The following is a 26,180-nucleotide window of genomic DNA, read 5'->3' on the forward strand; positions in this document are numbered from 1 at the left end:
CTAGTACATCATTCAACAATTCATCAGATGAAAATCATCATTACCGGCGGGGCTGGGTTCATTGGGTCGCATGTGGTGCGCCTGTTCGTGACGAAATACCCGGAGTACCAGATTCTGAACCTGGACGCGCTGACGTACGCCGGTAACCTCGAAAACCTCCGGGATATCGAAAACGCCCCGAACTACCGGCTGGTGAAAGGGGATATTACCGACCAGGCTTTCGTTGATCAGCTCTTCGCCACGGAGGAGCCGGACGCCGTTATTCACCTGGCGGCCGAAAGCCACGTTGACCGGAGCATTACCGATCCGCTGGCTTTCGTGAAAACGAACGTGCTGGGCACAGTACACCTGCTGAACGCGGCCAAGAACCTGTGGAAGCCCCTGGGCTACGAAGGCAAAACCTTCTACCACGTGAGCACCGATGAAGTGTACGGCTCCCTGGACTTCGGCCCGGAAATGTTCACGGAAGACACTGCCTACGACCCTCGCTCACCCTACTCCGCCTCGAAGGCTTCGTCGGACCACTTTGTGCGGGCCTGGCACCACACCTATGGCCTGCCGGTGAAGCTGAGCAACTGCTCCAACAACTACGGCCCCAACCACTTCCCTGAGAAGCTGATTCCGCTGGCTATTCACCGCATTCAGCACGGGCAGCCCATTCCGGTGTATGGCAAGGGCGAAAACGTGCGCGACTGGTTGTTTGTGAAGGACCACGCTACGGCTATTGATGCCGTATTCCACCGCGGCAAGCTAGGCGACACCTACAACATCGGGGGCGTAAACGAATGGGCCAACATCGAGCTGATTCATTTGCTCTGCGACACGCTGGACCAAAAAACCGGCAAGCCCCAGGGCACCTCGCGCCAGCTGATCAAGTTTGTAACGGACCGGGCCGGCCACGACCTGCGCTACGCCATCGACTCCAGCAAAATCATGAACGAGCTGGGCTGGAAGCCGTCCGTCACCTTCGAGGAAGGCTTGTCGCAAACCGTCGACTGGTACCTGGAAAACCAGGAGTGGCTCGACCACGTGACCAGCGGCGCCTACCAGGATTACTACCAGAAGCAGTACGCTGCACGTTAATGTGCTAATACGGAAATGTGCTGATGTGCTAAGTTCTACTAACCAGGCAGCATCAGCGCATTAGCACATTCAAACACATTAGCACACTAGCACATTAACAGATGTACGAAACCCCTTTTCACGACCAGCCACTCGATAATCTCGCTTTTCTGGTAACCGGCGGCGCGGGCTTCATCGGCTCCAACTTGGTAGAATACCTGCTTAAGTACGGCGCCAAAGAAGTGCGCGTGCTGGATAACTACTCAAACGGCTTCCGCAAAAACGTGCAGCTGTTTGCCGATAATCCGGCTTTGCGCGTGATTGAGGGCGACATCCGCGACCGGCAAACCTGCATCGATGCGTGCCAGGGCATTGATGTGGTATTACATCAGGCGGCGCTGGGCTCCGTACCGCGCTCCATCAACGACCCCATCACCAGCAACGACGTGAACGTGGGGGGCTTCGTGAACATGCTGGTAGGCGCCAAGGAAGCCGGCGTGAAGCGCTTCGTGTACGCGGCATCCAGCTCTACCTACGGCGACCATAAGGCCCTGCCTAAAGTAGAGGACCGGATTGGCAAGCCCCTCTCGCCCTACGCCGTGACCAAGTACGCCAATGAGCTGTACGCCGACGTATTCGGCAAAACCTACGGCATGGAAATCATCGGGCTGCGCTACTTCAACATCTTCGGTCCGCGCCAGGACCCCAATGGTGCCTACGCAGCCGTGATTCCGCTCTTTATCGATGCGGTGCTGGAGGGCAAGCGTCCCCGCATGAACGGCGACGGGGGCCAGACGCGCGACTTCACCTTCGTGGAAAACTGCGTGCAGGCCAACATCAAAGCCGCGCTGACGCAAAATCCGGAGGCGGTAAACCAGGTGTACAACGTGGCCGTGGCCGACCGCACGTCGCTCAACGACCTGTTTAACATCCTCAAAGAAGAGGCGGGCTCCGATATCACCCCCGAGTATGGCCCCGACCGTGCCGGCGACATTCGCGACTCCCTCGCGGATATCAGCAAGGCGCAGACGCTGCTGGGCTATAACCCCCAAATCCGTATTCGGGAAGGGCTGCAGAAAACCCTGGAGTGGTTTAAAACCCACCAAGCATTTATTGCCGAAAGAAATTAATTTGCCAAATGGCTGAATAGTCGAATGGCTGGTGGTTCACTTACTTCTGAATCATCAGCCACTTAACCTTTTAACAAGTTAACCATTCAACCGATGAAAGGAATTATCCTGGCCGGCGGCTCCGGCACGCGCCTGCACCCGCTCACGTTAGCAGTGTCCAAGCAGCTCATGCCCGTCTACGACAAGCCGATGATTTATTATCCGCTGTCTATTCTGATGATGGCCGGCATCAAGGATATCCTCATCATCACCACGCCCCACGACCAGGCCCAGTTCAAGAAGCTGCTGGGCGATGGGCGTAGCCTGGGCTGTAACTTCCAGTACACCATTCAGGAAGTGCCCAATGGGCTGGCGCAGGCCTTTGTGCTGGGTGCCGACTTCATTGGCGACGATAAAGTGGCCTTGGTCCTGGGCGATAATATCTTCTATGGCTCTTACTTGGAGCCGCTGCTCAAGCAAAACAGCGACCCAGATGGCGGGGTGGTATTTGCCTACCACGTGCATGACCCCGAGCGGTACGGCGTAGTGGAATTTGATGCGCACTACAACGCCCTAAGCATTGAGGAAAAACCCGCCCAGCCCAAAAGCAATTACGCCGTGCCGGGCCTCTACTTCTACGACAACGAGGTCGTAACCATTGCCCGCAACCTGAAGCCCTCAGCCCGCGGCGAGTACGAAATAACCGATATCAACCAGGAGTACCTGCGGCGCGGCAAGCTGAAAGTGGGTATTCTGGGCCGGGGCACGGCCTGGCTGGATACCGGCACGTTTGAAAGCCTGATGCAGGCCGGCGAGTTTGTGCGCGTGATTGAGCAGCGGCAGGGACTGAAGATCGGCTCTATTGAGGAAATGGCTTACCGCCAGGGTTTTATTACTGGAGAGCAGTTGCGCCAGATTGCCGAGCCTCTCCGCAAAAGCGGCTACGGCGACTACCTGCTACGCCTGCCCGAACAGCAAGGCTCCAGAAGCGCGAAGAGCTAATAAAGCTGTTTGAAAGCGTCATCCTGAGCACAGCGAAGGACCTGCTCACGTCTGAACGACTTGTTCTCACATGAGCAGGTCCTTCGCTGTGCTCAGGATGACCGGTGAATGTTATTAACCTGATTTCCCCAACAGCTTAAACCGAAATCCGGGGTGGGTACTTCGGGTTACGCCAGCACCGCTCCGGCCAGCAGCGCCGCCAGCACCATTACATAGGATGGCACCTTTTCCCACAGGAGAAGCAGAAACGTAGCGGCCACCAGCGCCAGGTTTATCGGCGTGTCGGGTAGGGGGTGGTAGAGCAGAAACGTGGCCGCCACCACCAGCCCGGCCGATACCGCGTTGATGCCTTCCAGGGAGGCTTTCACAATGCGGTATTGCTTGAGCTGGTCCCAGAAACGAATCAGAAAGAAGATGAGCAGGGTGCCCGGCATGAAAATTCCCACGGCTCCTACCAGGGCCCCCAGCAGCTGCCCGCCCAGGCCATGCTCGCGCATGGCCAGCGTCCCCACGTACGAGGCAAAGGAGAAGTTAGGACCCGGCAGCGCCTGGGTAAGCCCATAGCCCGAGAGAAACTCTGGCCCCGATAAGTAATGCTTAAACTCTACGAACTCAGCGTAGAACAGCGGGGCCAGCACCTGGCCACCCCCAAATACCAAGGAGCCGTTGCGGTAGAAGTTTTCGAATAGCCGCACCGGCAGTAAGCGAGTGTATTGGCCCACCAGCGCCGCCGTGAGAAACACCCCCAGCCAGAGCACGAAGTTGGACCACTCAATCTGCAAGGGCACCTTGTGCTCGATGCGGGGTAGCTTGCTATAGCGGAAAGTGGTAACCAGGCCGCCGCCCAGCAGCAGCAGCGGCAACACCCACGGTAGCTGGAAGAAATACGCCACCAGCGCCGACGTCACCAGCAGTGCCACCGACGTTTTGGTGTGAATTACCTTCTCCGCAATTTTATACGCGGAATAGGCCACGAAGCCCACCGCTACCGGCTGCACGAAGCGCACGAGGCGCGCCACGGTGTCTTTGTCGAGGTAGCTCATGGACAGGCCCGCCACTGTCATGAGTATCACGGCAGGCAGCATCCAGACCAGCAGGGTGAGGTAGGCGAGGTTGGGCCCACCCAGCCGAAACCCGATGGCGGTAATGGTTTGCGTGGACGTTGGTCCGGGCAGTACCTGGCACAGGGCCATCAGCTCCAGCAGCTCCGCCGAGGTCAGGTAGCGGCGCTTGTCCACGAGTAAGCGCAGCATCATGGCGGTGTGTGCCTGCGGGCCCCCAAAGGCGGTAAGTCCCAGGATGGCTACATCTTTCAGAAAGATAATGCCGCGCACCCGGCGGGTACGGCGGCCACGAGGCACAGATGTAAGCAGTGGGCTTTCCATTACCACAGGTAGAGGTGGCCGGTCAGGCAGGGAAGGGCCGGCAACCTAACAAAATAAAACCGGTTGTTGGCAGCTTCCCCCGTACTTGTGGGCGGTACTGACAACAACCGGTGGGCCTGTCTAACGAAAGCCGCGCTTTATTTCTTTTTCAGGCCCAGCTCAATCAGGCGCTCATTGAGGAATTCACCCGCCGTAATGTCGGCTTCCTTCTTGGGGTTGTCGGGCGTTACGCAGCTTTCCAGGGCGGCCAGGCTCATTTCGGAGCGTGGGTGCATAAAGAAAGGAATGCTGTAGCGGGAAGTGTTCATTTTCTCCCGGGGCGGGTTTACCACGCGGTGAATAGTGCTCTTAAGCACCCCATTCGTGAGGCGCTGTAGCATGTCGCCCACGTTCACCACAATCTGGTCGGGGAGGGCCGTGATAGGAATCCATTTCCCGTCGCGGCGCTTCACTTGCAAACCGTCGGCCGAAGCCCCCATTAGCAGCGTAATCAGGTTAATGTCGCCGTGCTCGGCCGCGCGTACGGCATCGGCCGGTACGCTGTCGGGGCTTTCGATGGGGTAGTAGTGGATGGGCCGCAGAATGCTGTTGCCGTTGCGCACCTTATCGTCGAAGTAGTTTTCCGGCAAATGCAGGTAAAGAGCAATAGCGCGCAGTACGTCTTTGCCGGCCGCTTCCAGGGTTTTGTACGTCACCAACGAGGTGTCCTGGAAGCTGTTTACTTCCGAAGGCCAGATGTTGTCGGGGTATTCGGCTTTGATGGGGTCGTTGGCATCGTCTACCTCCTGGCCCACGTGGTAGAACTCCTTCAGGTCGCCGGTGTTGCGGCCCTTGGCGTGCTCCTTACCCTTGCTTACGTAGCCGCGCTGACCGGCCAGTTCGGGCTTCTCATACTGCTGCTTTACATCGTCGGGCAAGCTAAAGAACGCCTTCACGTCGGAATACAGCTTCGTTGTCTGCTCATCAGACAAGCCGTGGTTTTTCAGGGCAACAAAACCAATGTTCTGGTAGGCTTCGCCGAGCTGCTGTACAAAGCGGGCTTTGCGCTCCGGGTCGCCGGAACGGAAGTCGGCGAGGTCGAGGGATGGAATTTCTTCCAGCAATTTTTCCTCCATAGTGAAAAATCAATATACTTTTGGGCAAACCTTACGTATTGCGCAAGGTACTCAAAAAATAGCGCATACTTACCGGGCCCGTTCCCGTAAAAAAACGCTGCTACACACTCCCTTTTTGCCACATTACTTCGACCTCTCTACTATGAAAGTACCTGCTTTACTACTTGGTGGCACCCTATTGCTGGGCCTGGGCGCCTGCGACTCGGCTCGTCGGCAGAATGATAACAGCGCTGCGACGGCCGAACAGGTGAACACGCCCGTGGCCGAGAACATGGAAAAGAATGGCATCCGCCTGACGCCCTTCACCGACTCGCCGAAAAACCCGGAGGCTCTGCTACAATTGAAGTCCCCCGTAAGCGGCTCGACCGTGCCTTCGGGTTCGGTAGCCTTCGACTACGACCTGAGCAACTTTCAGCTGACCAAAATGACCGGTGGCATGCACGCCGGTGAAATGGCTAACTCGGAAAAAGGCCAGCACATCCACAACATCGTGGACAATGAGCCCTACACGGCCCACTATACCACGGAGTTCACCAAGCCCCTGGCCGATGGTCAGCACGTGGTGCTTTCGTTCCTGTCGCGCTCCTACCACGAAAGTTTGAAGCACCCCGGCGCGCACGACCTGCGCATTATCAATGTAGGTAGCACCACGGCCAAGTCCCTGAATGTAGATCTGAAAGCGCCGCACCTGTTCTACAGCCGGCCCAAGGATACCTACACCGGCAAGGATGCGCAAAAGGTAATGCTGGATTTCTACCTGGTGAACACCACCTTGTCGCCCGAGGGCAACCGGGTGCGGGCTACCATCAATGGCACGGAGTTTATGCTGGAGCAGTGGGCGCCTTACATGATGGAAGGCCTGCCCAACGGGCAGAATACGATTAAGCTGGAACTCGTGGATGCCAGCGGTACGCTCATTCCCGGTCCGTTCAACTCAGTTACCCGTACGTTCACGCTTCAGCAATAACGGCTGGCGCGGGAGAGCAGGTGCCAGAACCAACTTCGAACTTGAAGTTGGTTCTGGCACTTTTTTTTCTGTATCTAGCCTACCTTTGAAAAAAGGCCCGGCTGGTATAGAACTATTCAATGATTGGATGAAAGCATTGGCTGGCCTTGCCGGGCGTTGGGCTGAAACCACCACCGTGCAACATCCAACCGGGGCTCTACGTCTGAGGGGTATTATCTGTCCGTAGCTTCTTTCTTGTTCCGCAACAGACTATGTCTTTGCTTACGCCTCACTTTATCTGCTCCGTGTATGCGGCATCTTAAATACTACCTGACCTTTTTTGCTGTTTGGGGCGCTGGCGTGGCCTCCGTGCAGGCTCAGCACGCCGTGTGGGCCAGCAAGCTTGTGGATGTATCGTCGCAGAAGGCAGAAGGCAAGGAAGCCTTTTCCCCCGAAAAGGTGCTGGGTGAGCCGGATGCCCTGCCACTCGGGCAGATCAGCAACGAAGCCTGGATTCCGAAAAAGGAAGGGCCGGCCGAGTACATTGAAGTAAAATTTGGCCGCTCCCTGGTGGCCAAGCAGGTAACGGTGATTGAAAACTTCAACCCGGGCTCCGTCACGAAAATTGAACTTATCGATACCCGCGGGGGCCGGCACCAAGTGTACGAGAACCGCAACCCGGGCCCTATCCCAGAAGCTTTCCGGACGCTGACTATCACGTTTTCACCCAGCAACTACCGCACCATTGGAGTGGGGGTGACCATGAACACCAAGGCGGTGAACGGAGTAAACCAGATCGACGCCATTGGCATTGCCGACGTAGCCGAACTGATGGTAAAGCAGGAGTTTAAGCAGGATACCAAGGCCGTGACGGTCGACTCAAGCATGGTGAGCCTGGGTCCCAAGGTGAATTCCAAGTACATGGATACGCACCCGGTGATATCCCCGGATGGCCGTACCCTGTTTTTTGCCCGGCAGGAAGATCCGCGGAATACGGGGGGGGCCAACGACCCCCAGGACGTATGGTACAGCACCCTGGCGCGCTCCACCACCGGAGCCAAAATCTGGAACGAAGCCAAGAACATCAGCAGCCCCATCAATACCACGGGCCCCAACGGACTGGCCTCAGTTTCCTCCGATGGCAATATGGCCCTGCTCATCAACGTGTACAACCCCGATGGCACCCTGAATCCCAAAGGTGCCAGCATTACCAAGCGCACGAAAACGGGCTGGACCAAACCCGAGAAAATTGACATCGAGGACTTCTACAACGACGACGCTGAGCACGTAGACTATTACCTGGCTACTTCCGGCAAATTCCTGCTGATGGCCGTGGACCGCAAGGATGGCCAGGGCGAACAGGATATCTACGTGAGCTTTATGAAGGCGAACAGCAAATCCTGGACTCGCCCGCTGAATCTGGGGCCAACCATCAACACCAAAAAAGCGGAGTTTGCTCCCTTCCTGGCGGCCGATGGCAAGACCCTGTACTTTGCCTCATACGGCCTGGGTGGCTATGGTAAGAGCGACATTTTCTACAGCAAGCGCCTCGATAACTCCTGGACGAACTGGACCACGCCGCGCAACATGGGGCCCAGCATCAACTCACCCGACTTCGACGGCTACTTCACGCTGTCGGCAGCGGGCGACGAGGCCTTTCTGGTGTCATCACGCAATGGCATCGATAACTCGCGCGACATCTTCCGCATCGGCCTCACGCCCCAGTTCAAGCCCGAGGCCGTAACGCTGGTGCGGGGCAAGGTGCTGGATGCCTCCAATCAGAAGCCCATTCAGTCGGTGATTCACTACGAAAACCTGCTCACGGGCGAAGAACTGGGCGTCACCGAAACCAACCCGGTGGATGGCTCCTACACCATTGTGCTGCCCTCGGGCGTACAGTACGGCTACCGCGCTGAGGCGCGCGACTACCTTTCCGAAAGCGCCAACCTGGACGTGACGGACCGGGAAAATTACTCGGAAATAACGCAGGACTTGTTTCTGGTGCCGTTTGCGGTCGGCCAGAAAATCAAGCTCAACAACATCTTCTTTGCCCAAAGCAAGTACTACCTGCGCGAAAACTCTTATCCCGAGCTGCAGCGCCTGATCAAGATCCTGAAGGCCTACCCCACGGTAGAAATCAAGCTGGAGGGCCACACCGACAACCAGGGCGACCCGGCCCTGAACCTGAAACTCAGCCTTGATCGGGTAAACGAAGTGCGTAAATACTTGATTTCTAAGGGTATCAACGGTTTCCGTATTGCCGTGCAGGGCTACGGTGGCACCCAGCCCATTGCCAGCAACGAGCAAGAGGAGACCCGCAAGCTCAACCGCCGCGTAGAATTTACCGTGACAAAGAAATAAGGGATTTAATGTGCTCCGCTTCGCTAAGGTGGAGGATGTGCTGATGGGAGAATGCGCTGATCGGCCAGCGTTATTGCGCGAGGCATCAAACCCGAAATGCGAAAAGCCCTTTTCCGTGCACACGGAAAAGGGCTTTTCGCATTTCGGGTTTGATGCCTCGCGCGTTGCTCAGGACGGATTGCTCCGTCGTGCCTCCTCGCAATGGCACATTCCCACCATCAGCACATCAGCACATCCTCCACCTTAGCGAAGCACATTCAACCACATTAGCTTAGCCGCTGCTCGTCGCGGCCGGGCCGGGTGCTGCCGCTCTGGCCGCCGGGGTTGGCAATGGAGTCGCGCATGTCGGTGTCGGCCTGCACGTTGCGCATCTTGTAGTAGTCCATCACGCCCAGGTTGCCATTGCGGAAGGCTTCGGCTATGGCTTTGGGGATTTCGGCTTCGGCCTCTACCACGCGGGCTTTGGCTTCCTGGGTTTTGGCGCGGTTTTCCTGCTCGATGGCCACGGCCATGGCGCGGCGCTCCTCGGCTTTGGCTTCGGCCACTTTCAGGTCGGCAGTAGCCTGGTCGATCTGCAGCTTGGCCCCGATGTTTTCTCCGATGTCGATGTCGGCAATGTCGATGGAGAGGATTTCGAACGCCGTGCCCGCATCAAGGCCTTTGCTGAGCACCAGCTTCGAGATTTTATCGGGGTTTTCGAGTACTTCTTTGTGCGATTTGGAAGAGCCGATGCTGGTGACAATACCCTCGCCCACGCGGGCCAGAATGGTTTCTTCGCCGGCCCCGCCCACCAGCTGCGTGATGTTGGCGCGTACCGTAATGCGGGCTTTGGCAATCAGCTGAATACCGTCCTGCGCCACGGCGGCCACGTTGGGGGTATTAATCACCTTGGGGTTTACACTGGTGGTTACGGCCTCGAATACGTCGCGGCCCGCCAGGTCAATGGCCGTAGCCTGCTTGAAGGTGAGCGGAATGTTGGCTTTATCGGCCGAAATCAACGCCTTGATAACACTGGGTATGTTGCCGCCGGCCAGGTAGTGGGTTTCCAGGTCGTTGGCGGTCAGTTCCAGTCCGGCTTTGGTAGAGGTAATCAGCGAATTCACAATCAGGGACGGCGGCACCTTGCGCACCCGCATGAACGCCAGCTGAAACAGGCTGACCCGTACCCCGGAGAACAGGGCAGTAATCCAGAGGCTGATGGGAAAGAAATACAGCAGCACCAGCAGGGCCACGGCCCCCACAATCAGGGGCAAAAAGGGAAGGTCCATTGAGTAGATGTTGGAAGTGGAGGAGTTGCCGATTGGAGGCGGCAACTAACAACTAAAAAACGAGATATGAAGCACCTGTGCCCTGGGCGAAAGCCTGGGCGTGCATACTCAGCCGCGAAAACGGGGGAAGGCTATTCTTGCCGTTCAGCTCTGCTACTTTATAGAGCAAAGAAACAGGACAGAACCGCACGGCAATAAAGACAGGCGTGCCTACGCTGCTTCTACCAGAATGCGGTTTTGTTCGATGCGCAGCACGCGGATTTCGGCGCCGGCGGGCACAAACTCACCCCGGGTAACAACCTCGCGGCGCACTTCCTGGAACAGGGCCGTACCGGCCGGGCGTAGCGCCGATAGGGTACGCCCTACGGTGCCGGGAGCCACATCGGGCCGCCGGATGTCCTGCACGGTAGCGCTGTTGACGCTGGTGAGGGCCACGCGGGAAAGGTTGCTGGGCCGCAGGCCCACGTACACCAGAATGCCGATGACCACGGCCGAGCCTGCCAGCATATAATGCCCCCAGGGCGTGCCCAAGTCGCGGTAGCCCAGCCAGATGCCCGCAATCAGCAGGCCGAGGCCCACTATACCTACGATGGTGGTGCCGGGAATAAAAATGACTTCCGCCGCTACGAACAGCAGACCGAATAACAACAGCAGGGCAATCGTGAGCCAGTCCATGATAGAGAAGGGAAATGCGGTAGGGAAGGGGAAGATACGCAGAAAGCACCGGCTAATGCGCTGCCGGTCGTATTTTACCGCAGCAACCCTTCCGCCGCGCTATTGCCTGATTTATGACAGCCTCTACCCTTCGTCCTTCTGCCGGCGCTTCGGCGCAGCGCCTTCGTGAGCTGTTAGGCCGCGTACCAGGCTTGCTGGCTGCCGATGTTGATGCGTTGGTTAGCTGCTGGCAGCGCCCGGTGCAGCTGCGCCGCGGCGACTTTCTGATTCAGGCCGGGCAAACCGACCATTACCTGTATTTCATCGACGAAGGCGTGCTGCGCATCTTTCTACCCACGCAGCAGGAGGAAATCTGCGTGGGCTTTGGCTACGCCAGCACCCTGATCTGCTCTTTTCCCTCGTTTGTGGAAGGGCGACCTTCCTCCTACAGTATCCAAACTCTGAAAGCCAGTCAGCTGCTGGCCATTACCCGCGCCGACTTGCTGGATTTGGTGGAGCGACACCCCAACATCGGGCGCTTCTGGCGCACAGAGATGGAGCGGGCGGTGGTGGGCCGCATCGAGCGGGAAATAGACCTGCTGCTACCCGAGCCCCAGCGCCGCCTCGACCGGCTACGGGCCCGGAGCCCGCACTTGTTTCAGCTGGTGCCGCGTAAGTACATTGCCTCCTACCTGCGCATGACGCCCGAGACGCTGAGCCGCCTGCGCTAAGGGAAAATCTTGCGTGAAATCAAGATTTCTCACTTTCAGGGGACAGACTTTTGAGCTGTTATTTCTCCTCAATTCCAGCTCTTCTAAACCATGACTTCTTCCGAGCTTCTACAGCAGCTTTGCACCCAGGTTAGTGACTTACTGCAGGTATTATCCACCGAAATTGAGCCCCGGGCAGCGGCTGCGCTGCAGTTTAAGGCTACCCCGGCCAGCTGGAGCGTGCTGGAGTGCCTGGAACACCTGAACCGCTACAGCCGATTCTACAACCCCGCGTTGCGCAAAGCTCTGGCCGTGAAACCTAGCTCAGCCACTCACGCAGAGGTAGGCTTCAGCTGGCTTGGGCGCAAGTCGTACGAAATGGTGCGGCCCGAGAACCGCAAGCTGCAGAAAACCCTGAAGCACATGAACCCAAGCCAGAGCGCGCTAAACCCGAAGGCAGTTCTAACGGAGTTCCGGCAGCACCAGGAAACGTTGCTGGAGCTTCTGCGTCAGGCGGAAAACGCCGATCTGAACCGCAAAGGCGTACCGGTAGAATTCTTTCGGTTGCTGAAGCTACGGGTCGGGGAAGCCTTACTCTTCGTGGTAGCGCACCAGGAACGCCACGTGCAGCAGGCTCAACGCGCTTTGCAGCAGTACGTTGCCCAGCGCGAAACGGCCCCACGTTTGGTGATTTGAAGCTAGCTTGATAACGCAAACGGCGCTGCTTTCCAAGGAAAGCAGCGCCGTTTTTTTTCTGAAAGCTGACCACAAAATCCGCGAAATTCGCGTGAATTCGTTGGTTAGTATGCCCGGGCGAAGTAGGCGCGCCGTACGCTGGGCTTGCCCGTCAGGATGCAGACGCCGTCTTCATCGGGCTCGTTTAGGGCGAGGCAGCGGATGGTGGCCTTGGTTTCTTCCTTGATGCGCTCCTCGGTTTCAGAGGTGCCATCGTAGTGGGCTACCACGAAGCCGCCTTTGCCATCGAGCACCTGCTTAAACTCCTCGTAGCTCTCCACGCGGGTGGTGTGCGTGTTGCGGAACTCCAGGGCTTTACGGTAGATGTTGGCCTGGATATCCTGCAGCAGTTGGTCGATGCTGGCCACGATATCGGTCAGGGGCAGGTTCATTTTCTCCTTGGTGTCGCGGCGGGCTACTTCCACAGTACCGGCATCCAGGTCGCGCATGCCCACGGCCAGGCGTACGGGCACGCCTTTCAGCTCCCATTCGGCAAACTTGTAGCCGGGGCGCTCCGTGTCGCGGTCATCAATCTTGACGGAAATTCCCCGCGCAATCAGGCCCAGCTGAATGGGGCGGATGCGCTCCAGCAGCTCGTCGAGCTGGCCGGTTTTGTAGATGGGCACGATGACTACCTGAATGGGCGCCAGCTTAGGCGGCAGCACCAGGCCTTCGTCGTCGGAGTGGGCCATGACCAACGCGCCCATCAGGCGGGTGCTCACGCCCCAGCTCGTGCCCCATACGTGTTCCAGACTGCCTTCCTTGGTTTGAAACTGCACGTCAAATGCCTTGGCGAAGTTCTGCCCCAGGAAGTGGGAGGTGCCGGCCTGCAGGGCCTTGCCATCCTGCATCATGCCTTCGATGCAGTAGGTTTCCACGGCACCTGCAAACCGCTCGTTCTCGGTTTTCACGCCTTTCACTACAGGCAGGGCCAAGTGCTCTTCGGCGAATTCAGCGTACACGTCCAGCATCTGGCGGGTTTCGGCCAGGGCTTCTTCGGCCGTGGCGTGCGCCGTGTGGCCTTCCTGCCACAGGAACTCGGCCGTGCGCAGAAACAGACGGGTGCGCATTTCCCAGCGCACAACGTTGGCCCACTGGTTGATGAGCAAAGGCAAGTCGCGGTAGCTCTGGATCCAGCCCTTGTAGGTGCTCCAGATAATGGCTTCCGAGGTGGGCCGCACTACCAGTTCTTCTTCCAGCTTGGCGTTGGGGTCCACGCGCAGCTTGCCGGGCTTGTCGGGGTCGGTTTGGAGGCGGTAGTGCGTGACTACGGCGCATTCCTTGGCAAAGCCTTCGGCGTTTTTCTCCTCGGCCTCAAACAGGCTCTTGGGCACGAACAGCGGGAAGTAGGCATTCTGGTGACCGGTGCGCTTGAACATGTCGTCGAGCGTACGCTGCATTTTCTCCCAAATAGCATAGCCATAGGGTTTTATCACCATGCAGCCGCGCACAGCCGAGTTTTCAGCCAGGCCGGCGCGCTTTACCAATTCATTGTACCACAGCGAGTAATCTTCGCTCCGCTTCGGTAGGCTTTTGCTCATGTTGGGCGTATATTTGAATAAGGAGGAAAAGTTCCCGAATCTGGTACAAGATTTGACTACCAAAAAGGGCACCGTTTCGGGGCGAAATTACGTTATTAAACCGGAGCAATGTGCGGTTGGCTAGCCTGGGCATGCAACGGTTACCATTCGGCGGGCATCTACTCTTTGACCCACTCACTTTTTGCGTAGGCAGACTATGAAAACGTATCTTACTTCCTGCTTATCAGCGGTAGCGCTACTGGCGTTGGGCGGCTGTGCAAGCATTCCGGCCGTCACTTCCACGGAAACCGACGGCGTATACTATTCCTCCAAGGACCGAACGACGGAAAACCCGGCTTACACCGCTGTGGTGCAGAACCGGCAGCCGGATGTGGCGGATCAACAGTCGTCTACCACCGCGCCGGCCTCTTCCCCGGAAACGCAGTACGACCAGGGCGGTACGTATTCATCCAGCGGTACGACAGTGTACACGGATGATGCCTACTATGACGCGTACGATTATGACTACGCGGCGCGTATCCGGCGTTTTCATCAGCCCAGCTACTGGAGCTTCGCACCCAGCTATTACTCTTACGCCTACACCAACTCCTGGGACCCCTGGGGCTATAACCCCTATGCTTACTCTCCCTGGGCCTACCGTTACGGCTACGACCCGTACGGCTTTGGATATGGTGGGCCTTACGTGAGCATCAACATTGGTACGGGTTGGGGCTACCGCCCGTGGGGTGGCTGGGGTGGCTACGGCTGGGGCTACCGCACCGGGTATTACAACGGCTACTACAATGGCTACTACGACAACCCCTACTACGGTGGCGGCAACTGGGGCAATGGCGGGTGGGCCAATGGTGGCTCGGGCCGCCGCATAAATTACGGCCCGCGCCGCGACCGTAGCTCCAATGTGACGGCGGGCTCCGGTATCGGGCGCGACCGGCTGGATGGCACCCGCACGAGTACGTCGGGTGGGCGGGGCTCCCAGCCCACTACGCCTCCCGGCAACGGCGGCCTGGTGGGCGGTAGCACAGCACCCGCGCAGCCTTCCTCCGGACGGGGCCGTCCGGATGCTGCCAATCCCCGCGGCCGAAGCACCGAGGCCACTACCCGCTTCAACGAAGGCACGCCGGCTACCACCCGCACCGAGCGCGCCACCGAAGCAGTGCCCGCCTCTACGACCGACGCAACTGGCGCACGCCCCGCAGAAAATGTTCCCAGTCAGCAACCCGAGGCCCGGCCCCGTCGCCGGATGCTTGACCTGGGTGAAGCTAGCGGCGATGACCAGCCACGGCGCCCGCGTACCCGGGAAGCAGCACCGGCTAGTACCGAGCAACCAGCCCGTTCCTACGAGCGGCCCTCACGCTCCTACGAGCCCAGCAGCACGCCTTCCCGCTCGTCAGCACCTGCTCCCAGCAACTCTGGTGGCGGCCGGGGCCGGGGCCGCAACTAACCCTGTGTGCGCCCCCACTCCCAAACCGTTCCCCTCTCTTCCTCCCTCACTATGAAACAACGAAAATATTGGCTGGGCATGGCTCTTTTGGGCCTTGCCAGCCACAGCTTTGCCCAAAATGAAGTTGATGCCTTACGTTACTCCCGCACCCAGCCGGTCGGCACTGCTCGCACGCTCGGTATAGGCGGTGCCAGCGTAGCTCTGGGGGCCGATGCCGGCAGTATTGCCACCAACCCGGCTGGCCTGGGTCTTTTCCGTAGCTCCGAATTTACGTTCACGCCGGGGTTAGGCATCGGCAACACGGATAGTCGGATTGAAGGGGTTACGGCAACCGATAGTCGCAATAGTCTGCACATTGCCAACCTGGGGCTGGTATTTGCCAACCGTAAACCGGATACTGACCAGAATGCGTGGCGCGGAGGCGCTGCGGCGTTTAGCATTACGCGGGTAAACGACCTGAATTCCCGGTTCCATTACCGGCATACGCCCGCGGAAAGTCAGGATCTGCTTTCCTATCTAAACCGGAACCCTGGCATAGATCAGCAGACCGATTTTGACGATCTGGCCTATGAGGCTTTCCTGACGGAGAAGGACGCGGCGGGCATCTACGTGCCGGCTGATTACGACAAAACCGGTCCGCTCACGCAGACGGAGACGGTACTAAACACTGGTTCGCAAACTCAGTTTGACTTTGGCTACGGGGCCAGCTACCGGGACAAGCTATATCTGGGTGGCTCGATAGGCATTCTGAGTACGCGTTTCAACTCCACCAAAACGCTGGGGGCTACCGACCCCTCGCCAGCTGACCCGAGCACTGAAGGCACTTCCTTTAGCACGCTGGAATACCGCGAAACCTTGAAGGTGCGAGGCACGGGGGTAAACCTGCGGGTAGGAGCTATATACCAGCCCACCGATGCCGTGCGCCTGGGCGCCTCCATTCAGACGCCTACGTACATGCAGCTGTCGGAGAGCTACAGCTCCACCATGAACACGACGTTTGACCGGCCCATTACCGTGGACGGGAAGACGTACAGCGAGGCCAGTGCTGGCAATGAAGGCGAATACGACTACGCGCTGGTGTCGCCCTTTCGGGCTTCGGGTGGGCTGGCCGTGATTATCGGGAAGTTTGGCTTCCTGACCGGTGACGTAGAGTACGTGAACTACGGGCAGGCCCGGCTGAGCAACACCAGTGAAAACGAAGGAACCACGGCGGGGACAGACTTCAGCTACGCCAACGATGCCGTGCGGACCGGCTACCAGCAGGCCGTGAACCTGCGCATTGGCGGGGAAGCGCGGGTGGACATTTTCCGGCTGCGGGCTGGCTTCGCCCGGTATGGTGACCCATACAAGGTAGACAACGGGTCTCGTACCCAGGATTATATTACGGGTGGGGTAGGCCTGCGCCAGAAGAACTTTTTCCTGGATGCCGCCGGCGTATACAACACCACCCGCCAGTACTACAGCCCCTACAGCTTCTCCGATGCCGCCGGCAATCTTGATACCGACCGCACGCCCATCGTGAACCTGGAAAGCAGCCGCTTTACCACGTCGATTACGGCCGGTTTCCTATTCTGATCTAAGCGTTTTAGTACAGTACACCGACACGAACAGGGCCCACCGGATTTCCGGTGGGCCCTGTTCGTGTCGGTGTACTACTTTATTCATTGACTTTCACCCGCACGATAGCCGCCGGCGTGGCGGTGGTGCCGAACAGGGTTTTCACGTGCAGCAGCCCAGTGCGGTTGTTAGCCGTGCGGAAAGCCAGCACCTGATCTTTGCTAAGCGCCTCCGTAGCCGTTACTGCGGGAGCAGAAACTGTGTCGAATACAGCGGTGATGCGGGCGCTGGTGGTAAGCTGGTCGAACTGGGTGGGGCTGAGGCTAGTCGTTTTCAGGGCAGTGGCGTTGCGTGTAACCCAGCTGCCGGCACCCACGGCGTCGGCGGCGGCTAGTACGCTGGCATCCGTGGGTGAGGCCAGGGTCACGGCGCCGCCCGCGGCTGGTAGCAAGACTAAATCAACAGAAGCCTGCAAGCCCGGGTTGGCTTTAAGCGGAAACGCTGGGAACACCAATCCGTCGCGGGCAGCCAGGGAGCTGCGGCTGGTGGCATTACGGGCCGCAAAAAGGGGGACTTGGTACGGGTGGTAGGTGCGGAGGGAGTCTGGATTATTTACCGTGAGTAGGTACCCGCGGCTGGAAGTTTTACCTTCTGTGTCTACTATCTTGAACGTCCACCGCTCCCGCCCCGAAAGCGTGCGGGCACTGAAGCGGTGCTGGTAGTAGAAAGCGTCACTACCATTCAGGGATTGGTCGAAGTAGAGAATTTCTGGGGTGTTGCTGCGGGCCGTATCAGCGTCGAAGGGCGTATAGTCAACGGTGATGGTGAAGCGGCTGAGTGAGGCACTTTTCCCGTCGCGGGTATCGGCCACCAAGCGTGTCACCAGGGAGTCGCCGGGGGTATTCAACACCCGGTCGTTGGAAGTAAGGCCCGTGGCCCCGATAAACTCAATGCGCGGACCAGATTCCGGCTCGGGTGCGCAGGAAGCCAGCAACCCACTCAGCAGGAGCCCATAAAAACAAAAACGACTAAGCATAGTGCTGCAAAGGTGGCAGGAAGAAGAGAAACTGCCGTGAAAACTTACGCGTCGGCGCAACGCCCCGTTGTCCTGTGCGACTTTGGCACGCGCCCCGCTACCTTTAACGCGCCCACTCCCGCCGACATTTTACCTCCCACCGCATGAATTTTCGCCTTCTCGGCTTAGCCGTGCTCCTCACCACGGCTAGCCCAGCGCTGGTGCCTGCTCTGGCCCCTGCGGCCGTAGCCCAGCAAAAACAAACCATTACCCTCGAAGACATCTGGCAGAAAGGCACCTTCGCGGCCAAATCGGTGCCGGGCTTCAACTGGATGCGGGACGGCCGCTACTACTCCTCGCTCAGCCAAGGCAACCTGGTGCAGAACGACGTGACCACCGGCCAGCCCGTGCAAACTTTAGTGGCGGCCCAGGACCTGAAGCTACCCGGCCAAAGCCAGCCCTTGCCGGTGGATGGCTACAGCTTCAACGCCGACGAGCAGAAAATTCTGTTCAGCACCGATACCGAGCCAATTTACCGGCGTAGCAGCCAGTCGTACTTCTTCGTGTACGACCGCGCCACCAAAAAGCTGACCCCGTTGAGCCAGGCGCCGGGCAAGCAGCTGTACGCCACGTTTTCGCCCGATGGTAAGCGCGTGGCCTTTGTGCGGGCCAACAACCTGTTTGTAACCGACCTGGCGACCATGCAGGAAACGGCTGTGACGACCGACGGGGTCGAAAACCGCATCCTCAACGGCGGGGCCGACTGGGTGTACGAGGAAGAATTTGACATGTCGCAGGCATTTAGCTGGTCGCCCGACTCCCGCCAGCTGGCCTACCTGCGCTTTGACGAAAGCCAGGTGCCGGAGTACAACATGCAGAAGTGGGGCCCGCTCTACCCCGCCGACTACCGCTATAAGTACCCCAAAGCCGGCGAAAAAAATTCGGTGGTGACGGCGGCCGTGTACGACGTAGCGGCGGCCCGCACCACAAAGCTGGACGTGGGCACCGAAACTGACCAGTACCTGCCGCGGGTAAGCTGGACGCAGACGCCTAACCTGCTCAGCATCCGCCGCCTCAACCGCCTCCAAAACAAGCTGGAAATACTGCACGCCGACGCAGCCACTGGCAAAGCCCGCGTGGTGCTCACCGATACCGACAAGGCTTACGTGGAGCTGACCGACGATTTGCGCTACCTGGCAGGGGGCAAGCAGTTCCTGTTTACGAGTGAAAAAGACGGCTACCGCCATCTGTATCTCTACGATATGAACGGCAAGCTGGTGCGCCAGCTCACCAAAGGTGGCTGGGAAATTACCAGCATCGAGGGGGTTGACGAGAAGCAGGGTTTCGTGTACTACACCAGTACCGAAAATGCCTTGCTGCTTCACGGCACCTACTCAGATGTCCATATGGGACTGGTCCAAAACCGGCCTTTGGAGCGCCATCTATATCGTATAAACCTAAAAGGCAAAGAGAAAACCCGGCTGAGCGACGCTACGCGGGGCACCGACGTAGTGAACATGAGCCCCGACTGCCGCTACTATCTCAACTACCATTCCGAGGCCGGCGACCCACAGGTGGTGAGCTTGCGCAACGGCCAGGATGGCAAGCTGGTGAAGGTGCTGGAAGACAACGCCAAGCTCCGCCAGAAGCTCAGCGAGTATACCCTCAGCAAGCTGGAGTTCATGAAAATAGGCCTGAACGGCGCCGTAGGTGGCGACCAGCTGCTGGTGGCTTCCATCCTCAAGCCCGCCAACTTCGACCCGAGCAAGAAGTACCCGGTGCTGATGTACGTATACGGCGGCCCCGGCTCCCAAACGGTGAAGGACGACGCGGGCGGGGGCATAGCCTTCACCAACTACCTCTGGCATCAGTTGCTGGCTCAGCAGGGCTACATCATTGTGTCGGTGGATAACCGGGGCACTGGGGCCCGGGGCGCGGCTTTTAAGAAAAGCACCTACGCCAACCTGGGCAAGCTAGAAACCGAGGACCAGGCCGCCGCGGCCCGCTTTCTGGGACAGTTTCCCTTCGTGGATAAGAGCCGCATCGGCATCTGGGGCTGGAGCTTCGGGGGGTACATGACGGCCCTGGCCCTCACCAAAAACGCCGACGTGTTTAAGATGGGCATTTCGGTGGCCCCCGTCACCAACTGGCGCTACTACGACACGGTGTACACCGAGCGGTTCCTGAAAACGCCGCAGGAAAACCCCCAGGGCTACGACGACAACTCCCCCGTGCAGCACGCCGACAAGCTGCGCGGCAAGCTGCTGCTGGTGCACGGCACCGGCGACGATAACGTGCACTTTCAAAACTCCACTGCCTTTGTGGATGCGCTGGTGAAAGCCAACAAGGACTTCCAGACGCTCTACTACCCCAATCGTAACCACGGCATTGGGGGCGGCAATACGCGCCTGCACCTCTACCGCCAGATGACCAACTTCGTGCTGCAGAACCTGTAAGCGCCCCGGCCTGACTGGCCGGCTGAACGCCCGGTGGTAGCTACCTTTGGCTGCCGCCGGGCGTTTCGTTTTGGCCCCGGGCTTCCACCTGCGTCATACCTGGTTCTGCTGGGCTGCCTGATTCCGGGCCGGTTTGGCTACTCTCTTAAAACCACGTAGGCCTCACCAACGCCGGTTTTTTGCCGGCGAAGTTTGCGCAAGGACTAGGCCAGCGGTGGAACAGGTAAACGCGTGGTCCTACAGCTTCACCGTAATGCTCTGCGGCTCGGTGAAGAAGCGCAGGGCTTCCAGGCCGCCTTCGCGGCCTACGCCGGAGTTTTTCATGCCCCCGAAGGGCGTGCGCAGGTCGCGGTGCAGCCAGGTGTTTACCCACACAATGCCGCTGTGCAGGGCGTGGGCCACGCGGTGGGCCCGGTTCAGGTCGCGCGTCCAGATGGTGGCAGCCAGGCCGTACTCGGTGCCATTGGCCCAGGTTAGCATTTCTTCCTCGCTGTCGAATGGGGTGAGCGTGACCACGGGGCCGAAGATTTCCTCCCGGTTGACGCGGCAGTCGGGGGCGAGGCCCTCAAACACGGTGGGCTGCAGGAAGTAGCCCCCGGCGCAGCGGCCCGGCACCTGCACGCGCTGCCCACCTGCCAGCAGCCTGCCGCCTTCCTGGTGGGCCAGCTCGATATAGCTCAGGACTTTCTGTAGGTGCGCTTCGCTTACCAAAGCCCCCTGGCGGCTGGCTTCCTCCTGCGGGTCGCCGACGGTGAGGCTGGCTACGCCCGCCAGAAACTCTTGCTTGAACTGCTCATAGATGGGCCGCTCCACAAAAATGCGCGACCCGCACAGGCAAATCTGGCCCTGGTTGGCAAAGGAGCTACGCAAGCTGGTGCGCACGGCCTCGGCCAGGTCGCAGTCGGCGAAGATGATATTGGGGTTTTTGCCGCCCAGCTCCAGGGAAAGCTTCTTGAATAGGGGCGCGGCCGTGCGGGCAATATGCTCCCCGGTTTTGGTGCCGCCCGTAAAGCTGATGGCTTTGATGGTCGGGTGCTCGATGATGGCCTGCCCGGCTGCGGGCCCCGTTCCGTGCACGATGTTGAGTACCCCCGCCGGCAGCCCGGCCTCGATACACAGTTTGCTGAGCAGAAAAGCCGTGTACGGAGTAATTTCCGATGGCTTAGCCACCACGCAGCAGCCCGCCGCCAGGGCCGGGGCAATTTTCCAGGTAAACAAATACAGCGGCAGGTTCCAGGGCGAAATGCAGCCCACTACACCCACTGGGTGCCGCACGGTGTAATTGAGGGCTACCCCTTCCTGGAAGTGGGTTTCGGAGGCGAAATGTTGGGCCGCCGTACCGAAAAAGGCGAAGTTGCTGGCCGCGCGCGGAATGTCCACGGTGCGGGCCAGGCTTACGGGCTTGCCGTTGTCCTGGCTTTCGGCCTGGGCCAATGGCTCTAGGTCGCGGGTAATAAGCTCCGAAATGCGCACCAGCAGCTGCCCCCGCTCTTCGGCTGGTAGTTGCCGCCACGCGGGCAAGGCTGTTTCCGCAGCCTGCACGGCCAGGGCCACATCCTGAGCATCCGAGTCGGGAATCTGGCTGAACACCTGCCCGGTAGCCGGCTCTATGTTGGGCAGGTAACGGCCAGCCGTCGGCGGCACCAGCTGACCCTGGATGTAGTTCTGGAGCTGTAGCATACGGTGCGAAATGGCGGCTGAAAGAGCCGGAAGTTACGGTACCCGCGTCAGTTCCGGCACGGGAATGTTCGTGTCGGAAATGATGTAGAGCGGACGGCGGCGCACGTTGGCACTCAGGCGGGCGAGGTATTCCCCAATAATGCCAATGGCAATCAGCTGCACGCCGCCCAGAAACAGGATGCTCACCATCAGCGAAGCCCAGCCAGGTTGGTAGTCGCCCGCAACGAACCGGGCATACAGCGTGTAGAGCATGACCAGAAAGGCCAACCCCGAGACCACAAACCCGCTGACGGTAGCTACTTTCAGGGGCACGTCGGAAAAGCCCGTGATGCCATCCAGCGCCAGCCGAATCATTTTGCGGTAGGTATAACCAGTTTCGCCGCCGGCCCGTTCGGCGCGGTCGTACTCCACGTAGGTTTGCCGGTAGCCAATCCACGAAATCTGGCCGCGGATGAACTTGTTCTGCTCCGGCATCTGCTTGAGGGCATCTACCACCTTGCGCGACACGATGCGGAAGTCGCCGGTGTCGACGGGAATGGAAATGTGCGTGATGCTGGCCAAGATACGGTAGAACAGCTTGGCGGTAAACTTCTTCGCCGCGCTTTCTCCCTGCCGGGAACGGCGCTTGGCGTACACTACCTCAAAGCCCTGCTGCAACTTGTGGTAGAGCTGCGGAATGAGCTCCGGCGGGTCCTGCAAGTCAGCATCAATGATAACCACGGCCTCCCCCGTCGACAAGTCGAGGCCCGCCGTGACGGCAATCTGATGCCCAAAGTTGCGGCTGAAGTTGATGTAGCGCACATCGGTTTCGCGGGCCGCCAGGTCCTGAATGAGCTCCAGCGACCGGTCCCGCGAGCCGTCATTAATGAAAATGTACTCGCAGCGCAGGTGCATGGCATCCAGCACCGAGCGCAGGCGCGCGTAGAGGGTAGGAATGTTGACTTCCTCGTTGTAGATGGGAATAATGACGGACAGATCCACGGCGCGAAAGATAGAGTCGGAGAAGATTAGGCGGGTTTGCGGGCTACGGCAAACGTGCTGACGCCCAGCGGAAAGCTGAGCTTCCGCAGCCAGCGGTTCTCAGCTTTCAGCAGGTTAAACAGGGCTTTGTTAGCCGGGGCAGACAGCTGCCGCAGGTCGCCGGCCCCCGCACTGGCCAGGCCGGCGGCGTGCAGGGTGCGCTGCAAGCGGCGCAGCACGGCGGTAGGAAAGAACAGGAGAAAGTTCCAGTAAGAGGCCCGCTCTATCTGCCAGCCGGTGCGCTGCATCACCTGGCGTAGGCCCGCCAGGGTGTAGCGGCGGAAATGGTGGTTTACTTCGTCGTGGCGGCTCCACAGAAACTGGTAAGCCGGCACAAACACAATAATGCGGCCGCCGGGCCGTAGCACGCGGCACCATTCGCGCAGCGCGGCTTCTTCGTCTTCAATGTGCTCCAGCACATCGGAGGCCACCACCAGGTCAAAGGAGTTATCGGCGAAATCCAGGCGGGCCCCGTCCATCACCATCACCTGCTCAAAGCCACGGGCCTGGGCTACGGCAATGGCTTTGTCGCTTACGTCAATGCCCGTGAGGTGCTGGTAGCCGGCGGCCTTCAGCGCAAGCAGCAAGGGGCCGCCCGAGCACCCGATTTCCAGGATGTCGGCCGTGGGCGGAAGCTGCAGCTGCTGAATCTGCTCAAATACGATGTGTCGCCGGCCGGCAAACCACCAGTGCTGCTCTTCCAGCTGATGATACCGGGCTTCGTAAGTAATATCCATAAGCGGCCTAAAGATACAAGAATGGGGCGGTGCCTACCTAAGGCCGAATGCCAGAAGCTGCCTCCGGGCCCAAGGGGTAGTTGTTGAGCACCACCTGCCGGGTGGGAGCCGTAGCCCGGTAGAAATACACGTCGGTGTCGAGCGGGCGGATGAGTAGGTCGTCGGCGACCAGGTCGCGGTTTTCGTAGAGCACCTCTACCTCGGCCTGTGGGTCACGCACCTGCAGGTGCACGGTAGCGCGCACCCAGTCGCCCACAATCTCCGTGCTGTGGCTGGTGTCCGTCACCTGGTGGTCAATCTGCTCACCTTTAGCGTTGTACTGCTTCACCTGCAGGTTGCCCAGCCCATACTCCGTTCGGGCGTTTATCCACACCGATACCTCGTAGCGCCCCGTATCAGCCGGCGAGGCTGTAAGCGGCCCCCGGTACAGCTGGGCAAACCCATCGGGGGAGATGAAGGCGCCGGGGGAGAGGAACGCCCGCGTAGCTGCGCGGCCCGCAAAGGAAGCGCGAATGACTGGTTTGCGAGTCGTGCGCAGGGTGCCCGCCGGACCGGGCAGCAGCGTGGGTCGCCGCTGGGCAAACAAACGCAGCTGCCGCGCATGCACCGTCGCGGCCAAGGAGTCGAGGGGCAGCTCATAGAGCACGGCGTAGGTGTCTTCGTAGAGCTTGCGGGCCCGGTTTACGAGCTGCTGCTCGTTGTATTGCAGGGCGTCGTGGCTGGTGACGAGCAGCACCGGCTTGCGGGAGGGCAGCAGGCGGACTAGCGGCTTATCGACAAAGTTGGTGCTGACCAGCTGCACCAGCTGTAGCGTATGCCCCACGGAAGCCCGGGCCATATGGCTGGCGAGCAGGGGAAGTTGGGTATTGAAGGAGGCCTTTTCGCTTTCGTACTGGGCGTTGGCGCTGTTGGCGAAGGAGAGCTTGTCGGTGCCGATGTTGAAGTAGGGCAGGGGCAGAATGGCCTGGAACTCCTCGGCGCGGCGGCCCACACTCAACAGCTTGTCCCGGTAGCTACCAGTTTCTGATACAAAGTCCGACACCCCGCGCATCTGCTGGATCTGCTGCCCTTTCGTGGAAATCTGAATGCCGGCTTCCAGGCCCCAGAACAAAAGCATCACCCCGAGGATGGTGCGCCCCACGCCCGCGGCCCCACGCTGGGCTAGATAGCGGTACAGCTGGTACCCGAAATACGCGGTGTAAAGCGAGAAAACGTAGTAGAATACCCATGCAAACCGACCCAAGGAGCGGAACTGCTTGAGCGGCCCGAGGCGCTCCAACAGCCATTCGCCACCCGGCAGACGAAAAGGCAGCGCCATAGACAGCAGCAGCAGCAGAATGGCTGCCCACAGACTGGTGCGAAACGCTACGGGGGCAATAGGCCGCAGCACTTGCCGCCACCTCCCTTTACCGAGCAGGCGCCCCGTGCGAATCAGGAGCAGCAGGGCTACGACGGTAGCCACCAGCCCTACGTAGGCAAATCCTTCCCAGGTAGGCTCCGGGGTGTGCAGCACAGCCCGAATGGCTTCCCGCAGAGGGCTGACCGTGGGCAGGAAGACCGTGAAGGGGCTAGCTGTGTACACAAAAAAGCCATAGGGATTTTCGGGCCGGTCGGTGAGGGCGTCCGTCAGCCAGAGCCACCCCCGAAACAGCAGCAGCGGGAGCAGGGCCGTAACGGCCCAACGAATAGCGGTGGGCCAAACGGGCTGCCGCTGCCGTTCCTGCAGGGCCCACACCAGGGCGTAGGCCAGCAGAAACAGTGCGCCCACCAGCAGGAAGTAGGTGTGCAGCAGCCCGCCTAGCAAGCTCACTACGCCGTAGAGCACCGGCCACAGCCAGCGGCGCGGGGCCGCCTGCATCCGCAGCAGCAAGTACCACAGCAAGGGCACCAGCACCGTGTAGCCCATAGAGCCGTGCGAGTCCAGGCGCTCCAGCTGGGGAGCCATGTAGGCAATGCACAAGGCCACCGCCGCCGCGTAGAGCCGGGGCAGCCCCAGGCGGCGCGCAATGGCAAACAGCATCAGGGGCGTAAGCCAGAGCAGCAGCAGCGTAAAGCAGTTCAGAATGCCAATGACGTGGCCTTCCACGGGCACGCCATGGTGCTGGAGCCAACTGAGCGGGTACGCCAGCAGAGGCTGCATATCAGGGAAGTTGATATGCTCCCCGTAGGGGTAGTTCATGCCCGTAAAGCGCAGCCCTACGTTGTACTTGACGTAGTACAGGATGATGTAATAGGCCCGGATAGCGTCGCCGGCATTGCCGAAGAAATACTCGTTTGGGTGCCAGACCACGCGGCCGAAGCTCAGGGCCAGCACCAGGGCACTGGCCGCCAACAGCAGGACGCGGACGCCTTTATCCGTCGAAAACAGGGGGGACTTCACGCGGGT

The 26,180-nt window shown here is 59.5% G+C and carries 20 protein-coding genes; 10 read left to right on the top strand and 10 right to left on the bottom strand.

All coding sequences use genetic code 11. From position 1 onward, the window contains the following. Nucleotides 1-27: 27 nt before the first annotated feature. The 3 genes from rfbB (at nt 28) to rfbA (ending at nt 3,173) form a co-directional block, all read left to right on the top strand. Entirely contained in the window at nt 28-1,083 is a 1,056-nt protein-coding gene (gene rfbB / locus FY528_RS11660; protein ID WP_149071189.1) for a dTDP-glucose 4,6-dehydratase, read from the top strand. Between the two features lie 101 nt (nt 1,084-1,184). Next, nucleotides 1,185-2,192: an SDR family oxidoreductase gene (locus tag FY528_RS11665; protein ID WP_149071190.1), complete on the top strand. Its 1,008-nt coding sequence runs from the start codon at nt 1,185-1,187 to the stop codon at nt 2,190-2,192. A 93-nt stretch (nt 2,193-2,285) separates the two neighbouring features. Further along, on the top strand, nt 2,286-3,173 hold the full coding sequence (gene rfbA / locus FY528_RS11670) for a glucose-1-phosphate thymidylyltransferase RfbA (RefSeq protein ID WP_149071191.1): 888 nt from the start codon (nt 2,286-2,288) through the stop codon (nt 3,171-3,173). Between the two features lie 167 nt (nt 3,174-3,340). Here rfbA and chrA read toward each other — a convergent pair whose 3' ends face one another. Both chrA and FY528_RS11680 read right to left on the bottom strand, forming a co-directional pair. Next, nucleotides 3,341-4,558, bottom strand: coding sequence for a chromate efflux transporter (gene chrA, locus FY528_RS11675; protein WP_149071192.1), 1,218 nt, complete (start codon nt 4,556-4,558; stop codon nt 3,341-3,343). Nucleotides 4,559-4,695: 137 nt separating this feature from the next. Next, the gene (locus FY528_RS11680) at nt 4,696-5,673 is read right to left on the bottom strand and encodes an isopenicillin N synthase family dioxygenase (RefSeq protein ID WP_149071193.1); all 978 of its coding nucleotides are present in this window, start codon (nt 5,671-5,673) and stop codon (nt 4,696-4,698) included. 142 nt (nt 5,674-5,815) lie between these two features. On the opposite strand from FY528_RS11680, the gene FY528_RS11685 reads away from it, so the two are divergent. Further along, entirely contained in the window at nt 5,816-6,640 is an 825-nt protein-coding gene (locus tag FY528_RS11685; RefSeq protein WP_149071194.1) for a hypothetical protein, read from the top strand. A gap of 288 nt (nt 6,641-6,928) precedes the next feature. Next, entirely contained in the window at nt 6,929-8,980 is a 2,052-nt protein-coding gene (locus FY528_RS11690; RefSeq protein ID WP_149071195.1) for an OmpA family protein, read from the top strand. Nucleotides 8,981-9,246: 266 nt separating this feature from the next. On the opposite strand, the gene floA is transcribed toward FY528_RS11690, so the two are convergent. Beyond that, complete coding sequence (gene floA, locus FY528_RS11695) at nt 9,247-10,248, bottom strand: flotillin-like protein FloA (protein ID WP_187632098.1); 1,002 nt, start codon at nt 10,246-10,248, stop codon at nt 9,247-9,249. 210 nt (nt 10,249-10,458) lie between these two features. Next, nucleotides 10,459-10,923 (bottom strand): NfeD family protein, encoded by a 465-nt coding sequence (locus FY528_RS11700; protein ID WP_149071196.1) that lies wholly within the window; start codon nt 10,921-10,923, stop codon nt 10,459-10,461. Between the two features lie 113 nt (nt 10,924-11,036). On the opposite strand from FY528_RS11700, the gene FY528_RS11705 reads away from it, so the two are divergent. Continuing rightward, nucleotides 11,037-11,633, top strand: coding sequence for a Crp/Fnr family transcriptional regulator (locus FY528_RS11705; RefSeq protein WP_149071197.1), 597 nt, complete (start codon nt 11,037-11,039; stop codon nt 11,631-11,633). A 90-nt stretch (nt 11,634-11,723) separates the two neighbouring features. Continuing rightward, nucleotides 11,724-12,308: a DinB family protein gene (locus tag FY528_RS11710; RefSeq protein ID WP_149071198.1), complete on the top strand. Its 585-nt coding sequence runs from the start codon at nt 11,724-11,726 to the stop codon at nt 12,306-12,308. Nucleotides 12,309-12,412: 104 nt separating this feature from the next. Here FY528_RS11710 and proS read toward each other — a convergent pair whose 3' ends face one another. After that, a complete protein-coding gene (gene proS, locus FY528_RS11715) occupies nt 12,413-13,888 on the bottom strand; it encodes a proline--tRNA ligase (RefSeq protein WP_149071199.1) in 1,476 nt (491 codons plus the stop codon). A gap of 196 nt (nt 13,889-14,084) precedes the next feature. Here proS and FY528_RS11720 point away from each other — a divergent pair, with 196 nt between their 5' ends. Both FY528_RS11720 and FY528_RS11725 read left to right on the top strand, forming a co-directional pair. After that, nucleotides 14,085-15,329: a hypothetical protein gene (locus FY528_RS11720; protein ID WP_149071200.1), complete on the top strand. Its 1,245-nt coding sequence runs from the start codon at nt 14,085-14,087 to the stop codon at nt 15,327-15,329. Between the two features lie 51 nt (nt 15,330-15,380). Continuing rightward, the gene (locus FY528_RS11725; RefSeq protein WP_149071201.1) at nt 15,381-16,904 is read left to right on the top strand and encodes an OmpP1/FadL family transporter; all 1,524 of its coding nucleotides are present in this window, start codon (nt 15,381-15,383) and stop codon (nt 16,902-16,904) included. An 82-nt stretch (nt 16,905-16,986) separates the two neighbouring features. Here the strand turns inward: FY528_RS11725 and FY528_RS11730 are convergent, their stop codons facing one another. Continuing rightward, a complete protein-coding gene (locus FY528_RS11730) occupies nt 16,987-17,922 on the bottom strand; it encodes a hypothetical protein (protein ID WP_149071202.1) in 936 nt (311 codons plus the stop codon). Nucleotides 17,923-18,065: 143 nt separating this feature from the next. Here FY528_RS11730 and FY528_RS11735 point away from each other — a divergent pair, with 143 nt between their 5' ends. Continuing rightward, nucleotides 18,066-20,357 carry a S9 family peptidase gene (locus FY528_RS11735; RefSeq protein ID WP_149071203.1) on the top strand — a complete coding sequence of 764 codons (2,292 nt, stop codon included), beginning with the start codon at nt 18,066-18,068 and terminating at the stop codon, nt 20,355-20,357. Between the two features lie 237 nt (nt 20,358-20,594). Here the strand turns inward: FY528_RS11735 and FY528_RS11740 are convergent, their stop codons facing one another. The 4 genes from FY528_RS11740 to FY528_RS11755 are packed head-to-tail and all read right to left on the bottom strand — an operon-like array spanning nt 20,595 to nt 26,174. Then, on the bottom strand, nt 20,595-22,037 hold the full coding sequence (locus tag FY528_RS11740; RefSeq protein WP_149071204.1) for an aldehyde dehydrogenase: 1,443 nt from the start codon (nt 22,035-22,037) through the stop codon (nt 20,595-20,597). A 33-nt stretch (nt 22,038-22,070) separates the two neighbouring features. Next, complete coding sequence (locus FY528_RS11745) at nt 22,071-23,018, bottom strand: glycosyltransferase family 2 protein (protein ID WP_149071205.1); 948 nt, start codon at nt 23,016-23,018, stop codon at nt 22,071-22,073. A 26-nt stretch (nt 23,019-23,044) separates the two neighbouring features. Further along, on the bottom strand, nt 23,045-23,794 hold the full coding sequence (locus tag FY528_RS11750) for a class I SAM-dependent methyltransferase (protein ID WP_149071206.1): 750 nt from the start codon (nt 23,792-23,794) through the stop codon (nt 23,045-23,047). Nucleotides 23,795-23,831: 37 nt separating this feature from the next. Next, nucleotides 23,832-26,174, bottom strand: coding sequence for a DUF6311 domain-containing protein (locus FY528_RS11755; protein ID WP_149071207.1), 2,343 nt, complete (start codon nt 26,172-26,174; stop codon nt 23,832-23,834). Between the last annotated feature and the right edge of the window lie 6 nt (nt 26,175-26,180).

It is taken from the genome of Hymenobacter lutimineralis (assembly GCF_008271285.1).
In the GTDB taxonomy this organism is placed as follows: Bacteria; Bacteroidota; Bacteroidia; order Cytophagales; family Hymenobacteraceae; genus Hymenobacter; species Hymenobacter lutimineralis.

Excerpts from the sequence above, each read along its gene's own strand:
- rfbB (WP_149071189.1), top strand. The coding sequence starts at position 28 with ATGAAAATCATCATTACCGGCGGGGCTGGGTTCATTGGGTCGCATGTG.
- FY528_RS11665 (WP_149071190.1), top strand. The coding sequence starts at position 1,185 with ATGTACGAAACCCCTTTTCACGACCAGCCACTCGATAATCTCGCTTTT.
- rfbA (WP_149071191.1), top strand. The coding sequence starts at position 2,286 with ATGAAAGGAATTATCCTGGCCGGCGGCTCCGGCACGCGCCTGCACCCG.
- chrA (WP_149071192.1), bottom strand. The coding sequence starts at position 4,558 with ATGGAAAGCCCACTGCTTACATCTGTGCCTCGTGGCCGCCGTACCCGC.
- FY528_RS11680 (WP_149071193.1), bottom strand. The coding sequence starts at position 5,673 with ATGGAGGAAAAATTGCTGGAAGAAATTCCATCCCTCGACCTCGCCGAC.
- FY528_RS11685 (WP_149071194.1), top strand. The coding sequence starts at position 5,816 with ATGAAAGTACCTGCTTTACTACTTGGTGGCACCCTATTGCTGGGCCTG.
- FY528_RS11690 (WP_149071195.1), top strand. The coding sequence starts at position 6,929 with ATGCGGCATCTTAAATACTACCTGACCTTTTTTGCTGTTTGGGGCGCT.
- floA (WP_187632098.1), bottom strand. The coding sequence starts at position 10,248 with ATGGACCTTCCCTTTTTGCCCCTGATTGTGGGGGCCGTGGCCCTGCTG.
- FY528_RS11700 (WP_149071196.1), bottom strand. The coding sequence starts at position 10,923 with ATGGACTGGCTCACGATTGCCCTGCTGTTGTTATTCGGTCTGCTGTTC.
- FY528_RS11705 (WP_149071197.1), top strand. The coding sequence starts at position 11,037 with ATGACAGCCTCTACCCTTCGTCCTTCTGCCGGCGCTTCGGCGCAGCGC.
- FY528_RS11710 (WP_149071198.1), top strand. The coding sequence starts at position 11,724 with ATGACTTCTTCCGAGCTTCTACAGCAGCTTTGCACCCAGGTTAGTGAC.
- proS (WP_149071199.1), bottom strand. The coding sequence starts at position 13,888 with ATGAGCAAAAGCCTACCGAAGCGGAGCGAAGATTACTCGCTGTGGTAC.
- FY528_RS11720 (WP_149071200.1), top strand. The coding sequence starts at position 14,085 with ATGAAAACGTATCTTACTTCCTGCTTATCAGCGGTAGCGCTACTGGCG.
- FY528_RS11725 (WP_149071201.1), top strand. The coding sequence starts at position 15,381 with ATGAAACAACGAAAATATTGGCTGGGCATGGCTCTTTTGGGCCTTGCC.
- FY528_RS11730 (WP_149071202.1), bottom strand. The coding sequence starts at position 17,922 with ATGCTTAGTCGTTTTTGTTTTTATGGGCTCCTGCTGAGTGGGTTGCTG.
- FY528_RS11735 (WP_149071203.1), top strand. The coding sequence starts at position 18,066 with ATGAATTTTCGCCTTCTCGGCTTAGCCGTGCTCCTCACCACGGCTAGC.
- FY528_RS11740 (WP_149071204.1), bottom strand. The coding sequence starts at position 22,037 with ATGCTACAGCTCCAGAACTACATCCAGGGTCAGCTGGTGCCGCCGACG.
- FY528_RS11750 (WP_149071206.1), bottom strand. The coding sequence starts at position 23,794 with ATGGATATTACTTACGAAGCCCGGTATCATCAGCTGGAAGAGCAGCAC.